Below are 14,908 nucleotides of genomic sequence, written 5' to 3' on the forward strand. Positions count from 1 at the left end.
GGTGGTCGGTTCGGGTGTGGTTTGGTCCGGTGGGTCGAGTGTGTCAGTTCGGTCGTCCGGTAGGTCGAATGTGGTCGGTTCGATCGCCCGTCGTTCAGGGATGCTCAGGTCGGTGCGACACGGCAGGCGAGCGATCGACGCGTCAGCTCACGCGCCGATCCCCCACAGCTGGGTCACCAGGTACCAGTTCAACACGTAGATCGCGATGAAGGTGGCAAGGAACACGAGACAGAGCGTGAAGGTGCCCCGGAGTTCGATCGCGTGGATCGACTCCCCGCCGTCGGCGTGGAGACCGCCCTCCGGCAGCAGCCCGGCGTCGTCACCGTCCTCGATCCGGTCGCCGAACAGCAGCGAGGCCACGGAGACGACGATGAAGAGCGCGCCGCCCAGGATCGCGAGCAGCGCGAAGACGCCGAACACCATGAATATCGGGACCGCGGCCGAGAAACTGAACTCGGAGCCGGGGATGTTGCGAACGACCTCCGCGGTCCGTCGGGGGACGCCGTAGAGGATCCCGGCGTACATCATCATCAGCGTCACGATGCTCATCGCGCCGGCGTAGCCGTACGGGACGAGAAGCGCCAGGGTGTTCGAGATGAGGTCCCGTCTGAACATCGTCTTGATGACGAAGAAGACGAGCCCCATGAACGCGAGCGTGGTGCCGAGCACGACCGTGGCGTGGAAGTGGCCGACCGCCGCGAAGGTGTTGTGCCAGGTCATGTTCACCTGGATCTGGCCCATCACGACGCCGGTGATCCCGCCGAGGAAGCCGAAGAGGATGATGCTGAAGACCGTCGAGGCGAACACGGGGTTCCTCCAGGGCGCGGAGGTGAGCCACCCGAAGAGCCCGCTGCCCTGCCCGCGACGTCGACGGCCGGCCTCGATCCCGGCCGGGATCGCGAACGCGTGGATCATGCTCGCGAAGGCCGCGCCGTAGAACGCGTAGGAGGTGTTCCAGATCCGCCAGCCGGCGGAGACGCCGGGGTCGACGAGCAGGTGGTGGGCCGCACCGAGGTTGATGAAGAACAGGTACATCACGAACGCCGTTCGCGAGACCTTCTCGGAGACGACGACCGCGCCGCCGACGACGTGGGTCAGGAAGTACCAGACGGTGATCATCGCCAGCAGGTTGATCTGTTGGGTTCCGTGGCCGACGATCCAGTAGAGCTGCCGGTAGATGCCAGGGTCGACGGACGCGATCAGGTCGACCCGCCAGGCGAAGGCGTACGCGAACGCGGCGATCCCGCCGAGGATCGCCTCGACCGCGATGATGCTCGTGATGAACGCCCCGAAGGCGACCAGCGGGAGCGTCCGGCGTTTGCCGCGGGTCGCGTTCCAGATGGTCACGAAGAACGGCAACGCGGCGATCGTCGCCCCGAGCAGGAAGACGATCGCGGCGCCGTAGAACCACGGCGAGACCGGCAGCGGGACGTAGGCGGTCAACAGCGGCGCCTCGTTGGGCGTCTCGGTCAGCCAGATGGAGGCGTTTACCCCGATCGCGCCGATCGCCATCACCACCCAGCCGGCGGTGGCGACCCGCCGGATCGGGAGCCGCTTGCCGAGGACCATCGGGCCACCGACGTAGAGGATGGCGATCTCCATGAAGACCATCCAGAAGATGAGCAGGTTCCACGCGTGGGCGCTCAGGTGCGTGTAGAACTGGCTCGGGTCGAGAAGGCCGATGAACTCCCAGCGCGTCATCGCGACGGTAAAGGCGAAGATCCCGCCGAAGGCCAACGCGATCACCGCGGTCAGCCCGTACAGTTTGACGTGATTCTCGACCGACCGGTGGACGTCGAGGCCGGTCACCGAACAGGTCCGGAAGCCGTCCGCATCGTAGTCGTTGCCGAAGAGGGAGGCGATCGCCGACATCGTTACCCCTCCACCACCGTGAAGCGACCGTGCATCGTTCGGTGACCCTGTCCGCAGAACTCGTTACAGACGACGTGGTAGGTTCCGGGCTCGTCGAAGGTCATCGGGATCACCCACTCCGATCCGGGGAACACTTGGAGGTTGATCTGCTTGTTCAGGTTCTCCTCGGGCCGGACCGAGAAGCCGTGCTGGACGTCGTAGGCGCCGAGGTGGATGTCGTACTCGGTGCCGGCCTCGAGGACGACCGGGAGACCGTCCCAGTTGAACCGCATCGCGCCGATGTAGACGTCGTCGCCCGGCGGAACCAGGCCGTCGTCGACCTCCTCGGCGGCCTCCTTATACTCGGCCACGCGCTCCTGGTACTGGTCGGGATCGACGTCGTAGGTCGTCCCGATCGGGTTCTGGTCGCCGAACTGGGTGAACCCGGCCATCCAGGCGAAGATCCCGACCGACCACGCGCCGGCGAGCCCGAGCCAGATGGTCTCACGGCGGTTGACCGGGGACTCCCACCAGTCGTCGTCGGGGTCGGAGAGCGGATCACTCATCGGGGATCACCTCGCGGGCAGCGACGTGAGGTCGAGCAGCCCCCACCCCACGTAGGCCACGAGGAAGAAGACGAACGCGGCCAGGGCGAGCAACCAGATGCGGTCGTATATGCGCTGCATCGCCGGCACGTCGGCGGCGTCGCGGGTCTGATCCTGACTCATAGTTGACTCACGTCCCGAGGATACGGACAGTCCCCCCGTGGGGGTTGTCGCGTACATGTTCGACCGGCGCTTTCGGAACGCGGGAGGCCGGGCGAACGTATTCGTGGACGAGGATTGGTGGCCGGTCGGTCGGTCGGTCGGGAGCCGGGATGGGACGAAGAGATCCAGAGAACGGGTATCGGCGAATGCGGTTCGACGTCGAGACCGTCGAGACGATCGACGTGAGCGTCAGTCCGAGTGAGAACCGGGTCGTCGGTCAGTCACGGGACCGTCCCCGTCCTTCCTCGATGAGGTGCTCGAGGTCTTCCGCTTCCGCCTCGGAAAGAATACCTGCGATCTCCGTCCACGAGCGTTCTCCCGCGATCCGCTTGACGACGTGAGAACCGACTCACGAGGAGCGGCAGAATCGGCCACCGGAACGCGGCGCTGTCGGACACGCGTCGATCCCGAACCGACGATCGCCCTCACAGCACGAGCGTCTCAAGGAGGATGACGGCGAGAACGCCGCCGAGGTAGGCGTTGGAGGCGTGGAAGCTCCGGTAGGCCGCCTGCCGAACCGCCTCGGAATCGTCGTGGGCCCCTGCGGTCGCGTACTGGCGGACGACGCTGCGCACGAAGACGCCGCCGAGGACGGTGGTCGCGAGCGCGTAGGGGACCCCGAGGTCGGTGACGCCGCCGAGGAGGACGGCGGCAAGCAGGGTGACGCCGAGCCAGCCGACGATCCGACGTCGGGTCGCGGTGACGCCCTCGAGGACCGGCATCATCGGGTAGTCCGCGCGGGCGTAGTCGTCTCGGTGGGCGATGGCGAGGTTGTAGAAGTGCGCCGGCGTCCAGCAGAATACGACGACCGCGAGCAGGATCGCCGGGAGCTCGACGGTGCCCGTCACCGCGGCGTAGCCGATGAGCGCCGGGAGGGCACCCGAGCCGCCGCCGATCACGGTGTTCCAGCGCGTGGTGGGCTTCAACAGGACCGTGTAGACGTAGGCGTAGTAGACGACCGCCGCCGCGGTCAGCGCCGCCGCGAGGACGTTGACGAACGCGACCATAATCGCCATCGCGACGGTCACGAGCCCGATCCCGAACGCGATCGCCCGCCGGACGCCGACCCGGTCGGTCGCGACCGGGCGGTCCGCAGTCCGCCGCATCTTCCGGTCCCGGTCGCGCTCGTATACGTGGTTGAACGTGCCCGCGGCCCCGATCGCGAGGACGCCCCCGGCGAGGGTCGCGACGACCGTCACGCCGTCGAGCGCGGCGCCGGTCGCGGTCGCCAGCCCCATCCCCGCCAGCGCGAGCAGACACAGCAGCCACATCAGCCGTGGCTTGGTCAACTCGAGGTAGGCCCGCAGGCGATCCCCGAGCGCGTCGGCGGTCGTGGCGACGTCGGCGGGGGATGGGTCGGCGTCGGCGGAAGACGGGTCGGCGTCAGCGGAAGACGGGTCGGCGCCGGTCGACGGCGAGGCGACGTCGGAGAGGGATGGGTCAGCGACGGGGGAAGACGACTCGGCGTCGATCCCCGCGAGCGTCGTCGCCTCCAGTTGGACGAGGAGGGTCACGAGGAGGGTGCCGAAGACCGCGACGCCGCCGAGCAGGTGGAGGCGGCCGTCGAAGGGCGCGAATCCGGAGGCGCCCGCCAGCCCGATCCCCGCTTGCACGGGATAGACGAGCAGGACGGCGAGCGTGCCGCGGGCGACCCACGGCGAGGCCCCGGAGCGTCGGGCGACGACGGCGGTGACCACCAGCAGGAGGCCGACGAGAACGGCCGCGAGGTGGTGGCCCGCCGTCACGATCGGGCCCGCGTCGGCGGCGGCGGTCGCCCCGAGCGCGACGAGCAGGTAGGTCCCCACGACCGACCGAACGAGCAGCGTCGTGAGCCGTGGTCGATCCATACTGACCCGTTTCCGCCCGCCCCCTTCGGGGCTTCCGCCGAACGTGTTCGTGTGTGGGCGATCGAGGGGTGGAAGATGGATCAGGTGGTCGCCTCACTGCACCGATTTTCCGGGAGTACGGCCGTCGGAGCCCTCCCACGAACGAATGGATTGTACGTTGTTTCATACCTGCCACAAACTATATGTGTGAGCTGTCATTCCGTGGTATCTTATGACAAACGAAGACCTGTGTTATCTTCCGGCCACCGAGATGGCATCACGGATCAAACGCGGCGACCTGTCGCCGGTCGATCTCGTCGACGCCCACATCGAGCGGATCGAGGCGCAAGAGGGGGATCTGAACGCGTTCATCACGCTCCTCACCGAGGAGGCACGGGAGGAGGCGAAGGAGGCCGAACGGGCGGTCCAGACCGCCGAGGAACTGGGCCCGCTCCACGGCGTGCCGATCGCCATCAAGGACCTGCTCGGGAAGATGGAGGGGCTACCGTACACCCAGGGCGCGAAACCGTTGGAGAACGTCATCGTGGACGAGACGTCGATCGCCGTCCAGCGCCTCCAGGACGCGGGGGCGATCGTCGTCGGCAAGACGAACACGCCGGAGTTCGGCCACAAGGGACAGACCGACAACCTGCTGATCGGCGAAACGCCGACCCCGTTCGATCTCGATCGAACATCGGGTGGCTCCTCGGGCGGAAGCGCGGCGGCCGTCGCGGCGGGGATGGTCCCGATCGCGACCGGCTCCGACGCCGGCGGATCGTGTCGGATCCCGGCGGCGGCGTGTGGGGTGTTCGGCTACTGTCCGTCGTTCACGCGGGTTCCGCACCGCCATCGTCCCAACATGTTCGTTGCACCCCCGTTCTACCAGACGGGGACGCTCTCGCGGTCGGTCGGCGACGCCGCGGTGATGCTCGACGTGATGACCGGGCCGCACCTCCAGGACCCCTTCGGATTGCCGGACGACGGCGTGGACTACGTCGGCGCGACGCAGCGCTCCATCGCGGGGATGGACGTCGCGTACAGCCCCGATCTGGACGAGCTGTTCCCGGTGGACCCCGAGATCCGGTCGGTCGTCGAGGAGTCACTCGACGCCTTCGACACGCTCGGTGCGAGCGTCGAGGAAGTGGAGATCGGGATCGACGTGACGTTCGAGGAACTGTGGGACGCGTTCATGGACCACTGGAGCGTGACGATGGCCGGCATCAACGAGGCGAAGAAGGCACAACACGGCATCGATATGTACGGCGATCACCGGGACGAACTTCCCGATTCCGTCACCGAGAAGATCGAGGAGGGACGGGAGATCGGCGCGGTCGAGCTCGGTGCCCAACAATCCCGTATCACGGCGTTTTACCGGACCATTCACGCGTTGTTCGAGGAGTACGACCTTCTCGTGACCCCCACGCTCTCGATCGAGCCCCCGTCCACGGAGTACGTGTCGGGGCCGCCCCAGATCAACGGCCAGGAGGTTCCCGGTGCGTTGGGGTGGTTCCTGACCTGGCCGTTCAACTTCACGGCGACGCCGAACGCCTCGATCCCGGCCGGGTTCACCGACAACGACCTCCCGGTCGGAATGCAGATCGTCGGTCCCCGGTACCACGACGAGCGCGTGTTCGCCGCCAGCGCCAGCTTCGAACGCGTCAACCCGTGGGACCACGCGTATCCGCCGGTGTGACCGCGGACGCCGGTTGAACCGCTCGGGAAGACGACGATCGGGCGATGGCGGTCGGGTCGGGCCCTCACGTCCGGCCGTGCCGGCTGGACCGTAGCTTCTTGGTGACGGCGATCGAGGCTCGCGTATGGACGAGGCGGCGGTGTTCGACCACGTCATCACGGCGCTCGAGGACCGAAACTACGATCCACTGATCCACGTTCCCGAGGCACACAGCGAGACGTACGCCGACGTGCTGGATCGATGTCGACGACACTCGATCACCATCCGCGGGCGGTATCCGGACGTCCTCGGGTTCACGAACCGGAACCGGGTGTTCGCGATCGAGGTGAAGGGCTCTGCGGGGCTTCTGCGCGGCATCGGCCAGGCGCTCACCTACCAGGAGGGCGCCCACGTCTCCTACCTCGCGGGGGACGCGACCGCCGTCGACTCGCATACGTCCCTACTGCGGTCGAAGGGTGTCGGCGTGATCGGCGTCGACGAGGCGGGCGTGAGCGCCTGGCGCCCGCCGCCGCGGGCGGAGTCGAGCACCGAGGTGGCCGACATCGAGGGGCAGCTCTCGGTGCGGCTCCGCGGGGGCGAGTTCGGCGGCGACGTCACCACGCTAAGCCTCGCGCAGCCGCTCAACTACCTCGCGCCGGTGATCGGGATCGACGGCGCGGGCCCGCTGGCGCGCGAGGAACTCGACGACCTGATCGCCGCGGAGTACGGCTTCGGCGCGGGCGAGAGCGCCATCACGAGCGCGCAGACGTTGGGACTCCTCGCGGCCGGATCCCCGTGCCGATTGACCGACCAGGGGGAGCTGTCGGCGACGGTCCTTCGGGGCTACGGCGTGCTGGACCTCGCGGACCTGGACGCGGTGAAACGGGAAACGCGGGGCAGCACCGTCGCCGAGACCCACCCACCGCTGGCGATCCTCCTGCGGAACGCCTTCGCGCGACATCCGGAGTTCGGGCTCCTCCTCGACGCCCTGCGCGCGGCGGGGCCGGAGGCCCACTTCCTCGACCTCCTCGAACGCCTCGTGCACGAGTACCCGAACGTCCTCCTGAGCGCGATCTGCACCACCCGCGGCGCCGAGCGCGCCCGCAAGCTGATCGAGCGCGGCGAGACCGAGCGGATCTACGCGGATCCGGACGTCTGGCGCGACGTCGTCCGGAACAACGTCCTGTTCAACTTCGTCCAGCAGCTCAAACACGTCGGGATCCTGGCGCCGGAGACGCGGAGCCACAGCGGCGCGATCGACGAGTACGACCCCGACGAGAAGCCGTGGATCGTCGCGACGAACGTCTGGTGAACCGGCCGGCGCGCCCATACCTGGTAGCCGGCCGGTTCCAGTCCGGGTCTCGGGCGTCGACGGGACGGGACCGGCAGGGCCGGAGGCAAACGGTGGACCGTCGAGGCCGATACACACAGGACCCTTATGAGGCGGTCGGCCGAACCCGAATCGAACGATGGACCGAGTGGCCACCGATCTGTTCGTCGGCCCGATCGACGACGCGGGCGATCCGGATGCGCTCCGGGACCGCGGCATCGACCGGATCGTCTCCCTCACGCACGCGGCCCCGGACGGCCCCATCCCGGAAGGGATCGCCGTCGTCGACGTCCCGCTCCGGGACGGGCCGCGACACGATCCCGGGGCGTTCCGCGAGGCGGTCCGCACGGTCATCGCGGGGCGCGACGCGGCCGACCGCGTGCTCGTGCACTGTTCGGCCGGCGCCTCGCGAAGCCCGGCGGTCGCCGCCACGGCGATGGCGATCCGGGACGGGATCCCCCTCGAGACCGCCTTCGAGCAGATCGCCGAGGCTCGCCCCGCGATCGATCCGCATCCCGCGCTGGTCCGTCGGGCCGTCGCGGTCCGCGATCAGGGGCAGGGCCAGGGTGGGAGTCAGGGCCAGGATCGGGATCGGGATCGGGACCGGAGTCGGGGTCCTCGGTGACCGGGTCGACGGCTCACCGCGTCCAGCGGATCTCGTACTCCAGCTCGTAGCGTTCCGCACCCGTCTCCGAGTCCGTGAGCCGCTCGAGTTCGACCTCGAACGTCGGCGCCTCGGGGAGCGTGACCCGCTGCGCCTGGGTCGGGCTCTCGAGATCGACGGTCCCCTCGCGTATCTCCGCGGCGGCGGCTTCAAGCGTGTCGGCGATCCCGGCCCGCGTCCGTTGCTCCTCGGTCTTGAAGAGTTCCTCCTCGGGCATCGTGAGTGATGTTCACGCGGGGCGGGGATAAGGATCGGGGCCGGAGGGGGTGTCGAGTCGCGGACGTCGATCGATCCCGGGATCGACGCCCAGCGCGACGCGATCGCCGCTCAGAGCGCCGACTGCATCCCGCATTCGGGACACTCGACGCCCGGCTGGCCGTCGATCATCGCGAACGCGAGGTAGTCGCTGTCGCCACAGGCCTCACAGGGGCCGGCGATCCGGACGTCGGTCGACTCCTGGGGCGTACCCATCGCGAGGGCACGGAGGGGCGCGTCCGACTCGTTGCGGCCCTGCTGGTACTCGCCGGGCGCGAACCGAACGAGTTGCCCCTCGCCCACGGTGACCGTGTCGGAGTCGGCCGTCGGGCCCGGCGCCGTCTCGAAGGTGGCCTCGCCCTCGAGGACGAGGAACGTCTCCTCCTGGTCGAGGTGCGCGTGGAGTCCGGCGGTGAACGCCTCGCCGGGGTCGAGCGCGTAGTAGTTCATCGCGAAGTCGTCCGCCCCGAGGGCATCGGCGACGCTGGCGCGGTTTTGTGGGCTGTCCTCGGCACCGAGGTCGGCAACGTCGATCGTTTCCATTGCGGATCCTGTTTGCATCGGGAGCGTGAATAAGGTACTGCACGGCAGGAGCCGTGCCCGGCGGTGGCGGAGCGTGCGTCCGATGGAGGTGCTGGCGGAGCGTGTGTCCGATCGTGTCTGTCCGCGATCGATGTGTGTCCGGGATACTGCGATCAGGATACTGCGATCGGGATACTGCGATCGGGACACCAACGGGACACCAACAGGACACCGAAAGGCCACGTCTGTCGGTGCCTGGGCGGTCTACGGCGGATTTTCCGCGTCGTTGATCCCCGAAAACGTTTCGTTGGTGTACGCATATCGCCATCGCTGGAGAATTGCTCGTGTGACCAGCCCGGCCTCAGAGACTGCGATACAAGAGCCTTCAACGGGACGACTTAGCGCAGCAGGTGGTGGATGGAAGTGCCGTCTTGGTGCGTCGGGTTTCGGGTGACAATCGAATCGGAAATCCCGATCCGCATCGTCAGTGTAGTGTGCAGCGTAGTTTCCGGTGAGACTCCATCGGATATCGATCCGTGCAGCTGTAGCGTCCCCGACACCGTCGGACAGTTCAACCGAGAGCGTCTGTGGGTTCAACGGGTCATCCAGTGCGGCCGTCCGAACAAGGGGTTCCTGGTCAACACACAGATCGCGTATCTCACGGAGCGCCCCGGCATCGATCGGGCCAAACACCTCGTCTTGTTCATCCGGATCGGGATGCTGGGAGAGCTCCTCGTCGCCGGTCATACGATCGCGGAGGCGTCACCATTGCCGTCATCGTTCATTTCTGTTCCGGTAAGGTGTCCCGTCTCGCTTGCGTCACTGATTGCCAGTGTTGCTTGTGCAAGCGCGAGGTTTCGGCGTGTTGTGTACCAGTCTGTGAGGAGTGCGCCGTGGTCGCTGTCGGCGTCGTTGATATCGAGTGTTCGGGCGAACTCTTCGGGTGATTCGACATTGTATTCCTCGCGCCAGTCCTGAATCTGTGCCTTCATCTCGGCGATGCCGGATGCGATCTCTTCAGGGGTTAGATCCGCCAGAAGCGACTGTGCGTGTTCGGTAATAATGGCCGTTTCCGACCGTCGGTACCGTGTCGTCTGTCCATCCTGTGATGTTGTCACGTCACCGGTGTTCGCGAGTGTTCGGAGATGCTTTCGTGCTGTTGTCGACGATACACGAGCGCGGTTACCGATCGTTGCGGCGGACTCCGGATCGTCGGTCCGGCGGATGATCTCATACACTCGCTCAAACGGCGTCGTCTCCGAGATCCAGTTGTCGACGACGACATCGTTTCCGTCACGGCATTCGGACCCACCATCCGGCCGGCGGTGGTGTGGTGGCGGCAGATCCTCGGTCATACTGTATAACCGTATGTGAAGCTAATATAATAATTTGTGGATTAGTATATTTATGTGCAGTACACTCGGCACTGGGATGGGGGAATCGGGCCGCTGTGGCTCCGTACTGTGCTGTCCGTGGTGCCGGAGTCGCTGTCCCGGGCTGTCTGGTGACGGGATTCTCGATCGCGTTGGCGGGGCTGCCTGTGGAACGTGTGGTCCGATCAACGCGACGATCGGCGAGAGTGGTTCCCGCAACGATCGGCGAGAGGGTCACCGCAACGATCGGCGCGTGTGGGAAGTGTTTGGATATCGAACTTAACCCGGGTGGAGACGATCGAATACAATACGAATCAGCAATTAGACTCCCCCGATCGAAACCGCAACTACAGTGAACGGTGCCCCCGTATAACGCACTGGGAGCAACTCCCAGGAGTACACAGCAATGTCCACATCCACAGACTCGACACGACTCGTCACGATCGTCCTCCTCATCATCGGTTTGCTCATCCTTCTCCCGGTGTTCTTCATGGGATTCGGGATGATAGGGTTCGGTCCGATGATGGGTGGGATGTGGGGTGGCGGAATGATGGGTGATGGCCCATCGGGCTGGCTGCTTATCAGCGGGCTCGTGATGCAGCTCCTGTTCCTGGCGGCCATCCTCGGCGGCGGCTACCTCCTCTATCGGGCGGTTGCGGACAGTGACCCCGACACCGATCCGGCGATCGAGGAGCTCCGTCGCGCGTATGCTCGCGGCGAGATGACCGATGAGGAGTTCGCCACTCGGCGGAACACGCTCGATCGCACCAGCGACGAGGAGTGAGCCAGTCGATCGTGACAGCAAGCGACCGGCTGACTGCCTGTGGCGATGCTGTCTCGTCCGCCGATCGTCGGTATGGTCCTCACAGGTCTTGTGAGTCATCGTTCACACGTTATGTGTTTCTCCGAGTACGTTAGTCGTCGTCTCCGAGTACGTTAGTCGTCGCCAACGCCAAATCGCTCTCCCAGCTGCACGATCTTCCGCTTTTTGTCCTCGGTACTCTGGTGGGTCTCTAGGAAAACGCCATCGAGGATCTCCTTCGGTATATACATCTCCTGTCCATCTCGATGTTCGTTCTTCGTGTTGATCATATATCGAACCTCACCGGAGGCGATCGGCAGATCGGAGCGTGTGAGGTATCCATTCTCAAAGAGGAACGTCACGAAATCGATGTAATCCGTGACACCGGTGGTGTCCTCCCGGAGTGTAACGGTGTCTTCCGTCCGACGAAGGCCGACACACGACTCGACTTCGTCCCAGAACGACTCCGAGTCCTCGTTCTCGTTTTCAGCAGGTGCCGTTGTTTTGGGTCGTGATGATCCCGTCGTCGCTGTGTCCCGGGTGGTTTCCTCGGGGGTGCTGTCCGCCCTCATCCCTGTGTTCTCGGTTCGATCCTCAAGGTCCGCGATCAGACGATCGACAAGTTCCTTCGACTCAGTAGTTGCCTCCTGGGAGACAATTTCGCCGACATCGTCGGTCAGTACCGCCGCGATCCGATCAGCGATTTCGTCCTTGCGCCGTTCGAGTCGGCTTTTCGCGCGCCGGATCTCGAAGATTTGGTCTGCAACATCCCCCGCCCGCCCCGATGTCAATGCGTCCTTCGTGAGCAGTCGGATGTAGTCCGCGTGTGCCGGAAGGTCTTCAACGTCCAACTTCGCTATCGATCGGATGGTGACGCCGTCGTCAACATTCTCACGCCGATAGATCTCGTACTGTTCTCCGTTCGCCAGCAGTCCCCAGTCGACATCGGTCTGGCGAAGGTACGAGTGGAGCTGGTCGCGGTGGGAATCAGTGATTGTTGTATCGTATCCCTTCGCCTCGACGAACAGGATCGGCGTGGAACCATCGGGTGAGAGCGCATAATCGACGTAGTTTCGCGTGGTACCGATCGTCACCGGATACTCCAGTTCCGCATCGAAGGCGATGTCCCAGCCGAGCAGTTCGAGAAAATCACGAAGAAGCTTGGACTTGGTGTTGTCCTCATTCATCTGGGGATACCGCTCGGTGACCTCCCGCGTCCGCGAGACGAAATCGGAGAGTTGTGAGGCAGTGACGGGGACGTCCTCGGTCATTATTCGATTGTGTCGGTGATCCGAGTTAAGGATTTATATAGTGGTGTTACACCTTTTTATTATCTCACCCGGTGAATACACTATGGCCGAGTGCGAACGGTGCGGTGATTTCACGGATAACGCAGCAGACGGTCGCTACCACTACTGTGACGACTGCTTGGAACACTTCACAACAGTCGAATCCGAGGGTGTTGTCGTCGAGGAAGATCCCACCGCTGACGAGTACCACATTATCGTGACCGCACGCGACGCATCAATGGATGGTGGGTCAGAACAGTCACACGTTGAAGCATTGGCACGTGGGAAGTATATTGCTGATGAGACTGGTCTTCCGGCATTGTTTAAATACGAAACTACGGGGTCACGGTGGGATCTAGAAACGTATCTTCAAGAGCATCCGTCCGTTCGAACGGACGTTCACGATCGACTCCGGCGCGTTCCCGAGGGAACCGATGAGGGGTTTTTAGGCAAGGTTCGGCGGTTCCTCTGAATCACCGGAAACGGACTGGGTTCTCTGTGCGGTACAGATATGCCGGCTACACTCGATCAGGTATCACGGCCTGTTCACGGCTACAAACCGCGCACCGATCAGTACCTGGTGAGGACTATCGAGTGATTAGTCGTCGCCATCGTCTTCATCCTCGTCATCGTCTTCATCCTCGTCATCTTCGTCGTCTTCATCGTCTTCGCCGTCTTCATCGTCCTCACGATCGTCGTCGTCAGCCGCCTCATCCGCGGCGTCTTCACGATCGTCGTTCGCGTCGGTTTCGTCGGCAGCTGCGCCAGTGGCTGCAGCCTCGTCATCGTCGCTATCGCGATCGGCGTCCCCGTTGGCGTCCTCGTCGGCATCGTCGTCATCGTCGGCGTCGTCGTCCCCGTCAGCCTCGTCATCATCCGCCTCGTCGTCATCGTCGACGACATCTTCGACATCGTACTCGTAGGTCTCCTCAGCGAGGGTTAGCGATCCATCCACAACCACGTACTCGAGTGAGGCTTCCGCGTGATCGGATTCGTACTCGGCTTCCAGTTCCGCGATCGAGTCGTCATCGTCGGTCAGCGCCGATCGGTTCACGGTCGCGGTTCCATTCGCGTCCGTTGTGACGGTGACCTCTTCGTCGCCCTCGATCGAGATCGTGGCGTTCTCGACGGGCGCACCGGTGTCAGTCATCGTGACCGTGACGGTGTCGGTCGCCAGGGTTGCGTCCATCTGGAGGTCGGAGACCGACGCCGGTGTCGACGCCGACGACGCGTCGGCATTCGTCTGTGCGAGTCCTGTGACGGCAGCACCGCTGCCAGCAACGAGCAGCAGCACTGCAACCACCGTGATCAGCAGGGATTTTGCGGCAGGCATTGCAGTCGAGGACACGGCTGTCGGACGCATAAATAGGGGATACCGTCTCGCAGCGTTTTGACGGTTTAACCCGAATTAAACAGTTTACGTGGGGCAAATCGGGCGAATCCCGATCGGGACTCGTCGATCGAGTCGGACGTGCACTCCCTCTCCAACACGACGCACCCACCATGCGCCTACCGCGCGTCCACTACGCACCCACCACGCACCCACCACGCGCCCACCACGCGCCCACCACGCACCCACCACACGATGGCCCGCCCAGCTGTCCATCACTGCACACGCTGCACCGAAGCTGCACACGCTGCACCGATCGTGTGCTGCCCATCCTGTTCAGGTGTGCTCAGCCTCGGTCAGGTGTAAAAGTCGGACTTCCGGTGTCGGTGCTGGTCGGTTTCGGTGAGTGTGTCGACAGTGGGCGGCGATCGCGTCCGAATGATCACGACGTCGTAAGCGTCCTCGGCGGCGACGGTGGCGCCGACACTCGTGATGCCGGTCACGATCTGGCCGGCGTTTTCGCTGCCGATGAACACCATCGAAGCAGCTTCATCGGTGGCGATCGTGCGAAGTCGTGTTGCGATCGTTCCGGGCGTGGTGTACTTCCCGACCGTCTCGTGGCGAAAGTCCGCTTCCGGGGCGATCGTCGTCACGCGTTCGTGGAGCGACGCCACGACGAACGACGCGTCGGTCCTCTGTACCGGGCTCAACCCGGGCTTCGCCCTCGACACCCTGGTCGTCGCGTTGACGGCCGTCTCGGAGTCCATCGACGCCATCGAGGCCAGCCGGACCGTCGACTTCTCGCCGTACGGCGCCGGCGTCCTCGAACCGGGCGGCTTCGGGCTGGCCCCCGACGAGTGGACCCGCCGACGCGACGCCGGCGACCTGGCGGGACACGAGTCCTTCCAGAATTGAGGCGAGAATGCCCCTTCCTCAACGAGCGAACGCAGTGAGCGAGTAGGGAGGGGATGAATCGCCGCACGACAGTACAAACCATTAACCCGAAACATCCCTAACCGAGAGACCGCGATGGAGTACAGTCACCGCTACCCTGCATACCCGACACAAAAGGGAGCGGCTGAACTGGAACATCACATCGACATTCATCGCCAAGCGTACAACTACACCCTGTACGAGTACGAAAACGTCGATGCTGACGACATCGGCTCTGCGTACAAACACCACTACAGACTGCCCGACTGGAAAGACGAATTTTCAATCTTCTCG

At 64.6% G+C, this 14,908-nt stretch carries 18 protein-coding genes and 1 pseudogene; 7 read left to right on the top strand and 12 right to left on the bottom strand.

The window, feature by feature from the left end:
* Positions 1–147: 147 nt before the first annotated feature.
* The 5 genes and pseudogenes from BLW38_RS13835 to cyoE all read right to left on the bottom strand — a co-directional run bounded on the left by BLW38_RS13835 (position 148) and on the right by cyoE (position 4,465).
* Positions 148–1,872 (bottom strand): cytochrome c oxidase subunit I, encoded by a 1,725-nt coding sequence (locus BLW38_RS13835; protein ID WP_092817794.1) that lies wholly within the window; start codon positions 1,870–1,872, stop codon positions 148–150.
* A gap of 2 nt (positions 1,873–1,874) precedes the next feature.
* The gene (locus tag BLW38_RS13840; protein WP_092817795.1) at positions 1,875–2,417 is read right to left on the bottom strand and encodes a cupredoxin domain-containing protein; all 543 of its coding nucleotides are present in this window, start codon (positions 2,415–2,417) and stop codon (positions 1,875–1,877) included.
* 6 nt (positions 2,418–2,423) lie between these two features.
* A complete protein-coding gene (locus BLW38_RS16365; RefSeq protein ID WP_177167516.1) occupies positions 2,424–2,579 on the bottom strand; it encodes a hypothetical protein in 156 nt (51 codons plus the stop codon).
* Positions 2,580–2,835: 256 nt separating this feature from the next.
* Positions 2,836–2,961 (bottom strand): annotated as a pseudogene (locus BLW38_RS16960) (antitoxin VapB family protein); the annotation flags it as partial.
* An 82-nt stretch (positions 2,962–3,043) separates the two neighbouring features.
* Positions 3,044–4,465 carry a heme o synthase gene (gene cyoE / locus BLW38_RS13850; RefSeq protein WP_092817797.1) on the bottom strand — a complete coding sequence of 474 codons (1,422 nt, stop codon included), beginning with the start codon at positions 4,463–4,465 and terminating at the stop codon, positions 3,044–3,046.
* A 211-nt stretch (positions 4,466–4,676) separates the two neighbouring features.
* Here cyoE and BLW38_RS13855 point away from each other — a divergent pair, with 211 nt between their 5' ends.
* From BLW38_RS13855 to BLW38_RS13865, 3 genes are all read left to right on the top strand, one after another.
* Positions 4,677–6,137: an amidase gene (locus BLW38_RS13855; RefSeq protein WP_092817798.1), complete on the top strand. Its 1,461-nt coding sequence runs from the start codon at positions 4,677–4,679 to the stop codon at positions 6,135–6,137.
* Positions 6,138–6,261: 124 nt separating this feature from the next.
* Positions 6,262–7,428, top strand: a complete 1,167-nt coding sequence (locus BLW38_RS13860) for a hypothetical protein (protein WP_092817799.1) — start codon at positions 6,262–6,264, stop codon at positions 7,426–7,428.
* 157 nt (positions 7,429–7,585) lie between these two features.
* On the top strand, positions 7,586–8,071 hold the full coding sequence (locus tag BLW38_RS13865; protein ID WP_092817800.1) for a dual specificity protein phosphatase family protein: 486 nt from the start codon (positions 7,586–7,588) through the stop codon (positions 8,069–8,071).
* Between the two features lie 13 nt (positions 8,072–8,084).
* Here the strand turns inward: BLW38_RS13865 and BLW38_RS13870 are convergent, their stop codons facing one another.
* From BLW38_RS13870 to BLW38_RS13885, 4 genes are all read right to left on the bottom strand, one after another.
* Positions 8,085–8,327, bottom strand: coding sequence for an amphi-Trp domain-containing protein (locus tag BLW38_RS13870; protein WP_092817801.1), 243 nt, complete (start codon positions 8,325–8,327; stop codon positions 8,085–8,087).
* Between the two features lie 110 nt (positions 8,328–8,437).
* Positions 8,438–8,908 (bottom strand): cupin domain-containing protein, encoded by a 471-nt coding sequence (locus BLW38_RS13875; RefSeq protein WP_092817802.1) that lies wholly within the window; start codon positions 8,906–8,908, stop codon positions 8,438–8,440.
* A gap of 243 nt (positions 8,909–9,151) precedes the next feature.
* On the bottom strand, positions 9,152–9,634 hold the full coding sequence (locus tag BLW38_RS13880) for a hypothetical protein (RefSeq protein ID WP_092817803.1): 483 nt from the start codon (positions 9,632–9,634) through the stop codon (positions 9,152–9,154).
* Positions 9,631–10,242: a DUF7342 family protein gene (locus BLW38_RS13885; protein ID WP_245710240.1), complete on the bottom strand. Its 612-nt coding sequence runs from the start codon at positions 10,240–10,242 to the stop codon at positions 9,631–9,633. The genes BLW38_RS13880 and BLW38_RS13885 overlap by 4 nt, the downstream gene beginning before the upstream one ends.
* A gap of 424 nt (positions 10,243–10,666) precedes the next feature.
* On the opposite strand from BLW38_RS13885, the gene BLW38_RS13890 reads away from it, so the two are divergent.
* Complete coding sequence (locus tag BLW38_RS13890) at positions 10,667–11,044, top strand: SHOCT domain-containing protein (RefSeq protein WP_092817804.1); 378 nt, start codon at positions 10,667–10,669, stop codon at positions 11,042–11,044.
* A gap of 152 nt (positions 11,045–11,196) precedes the next feature.
* On the opposite strand, the gene BLW38_RS13895 is transcribed toward BLW38_RS13890, so the two are convergent.
* Complete coding sequence (locus tag BLW38_RS13895) at positions 11,197–12,333, bottom strand: type I restriction enzyme HsdR N-terminal domain-containing protein (protein WP_092817805.1); 1,137 nt, start codon at positions 12,331–12,333, stop codon at positions 11,197–11,199.
* A gap of 82 nt (positions 12,334–12,415) precedes the next feature.
* On the opposite strand from BLW38_RS13895, the gene BLW38_RS15990 reads away from it, so the two are divergent.
* The gene (locus BLW38_RS15990; protein WP_143040902.1) at positions 12,416–12,823 is read left to right on the top strand and encodes a hypothetical protein; all 408 of its coding nucleotides are present in this window, start codon (positions 12,416–12,418) and stop codon (positions 12,821–12,823) included.
* Positions 12,824–12,949: 126 nt separating this feature from the next.
* Here BLW38_RS15990 and BLW38_RS15995 read toward each other — a convergent pair whose 3' ends face one another.
* Both BLW38_RS15995 and BLW38_RS13905 read right to left on the bottom strand, forming a co-directional pair.
* Positions 12,950–13,684, bottom strand: coding sequence for a hypothetical protein (locus BLW38_RS15995; protein ID WP_143040903.1), 735 nt, complete (start codon positions 13,682–13,684; stop codon positions 12,950–12,952).
* Between the two features lie 353 nt (positions 13,685–14,037).
* Entirely contained in the window at positions 14,038–14,220 is a 183-nt protein-coding gene (locus tag BLW38_RS13905) for a hypothetical protein (protein ID WP_092817806.1), read from the bottom strand.
* Between the two features lie 25 nt (positions 14,221–14,245).
* Between BLW38_RS13905 and BLW38_RS13910 the strand changes: the two genes are divergently transcribed.
* Positions 14,246–14,596: a hypothetical protein gene (locus BLW38_RS13910; protein ID WP_143040904.1), complete on the top strand. Its 351-nt coding sequence runs from the start codon at positions 14,246–14,248 to the stop codon at positions 14,594–14,596.
* 114 nt (positions 14,597–14,710) lie between these two features.
* Positions 14,711–14,908 (top strand): helix-turn-helix domain-containing protein (locus BLW38_RS13915; RefSeq protein ID WP_177167519.1); only part of this gene is annotated, 198 nt, incomplete at its 3' end.

This window comes from Halopenitus malekzadehii, assembly GCF_900108505.1.
In the GTDB taxonomy this organism is placed as follows: domain Archaea; phylum Halobacteriota; class Halobacteria; order Halobacteriales; family Haloferacaceae; genus Halopenitus; species Halopenitus malekzadehii.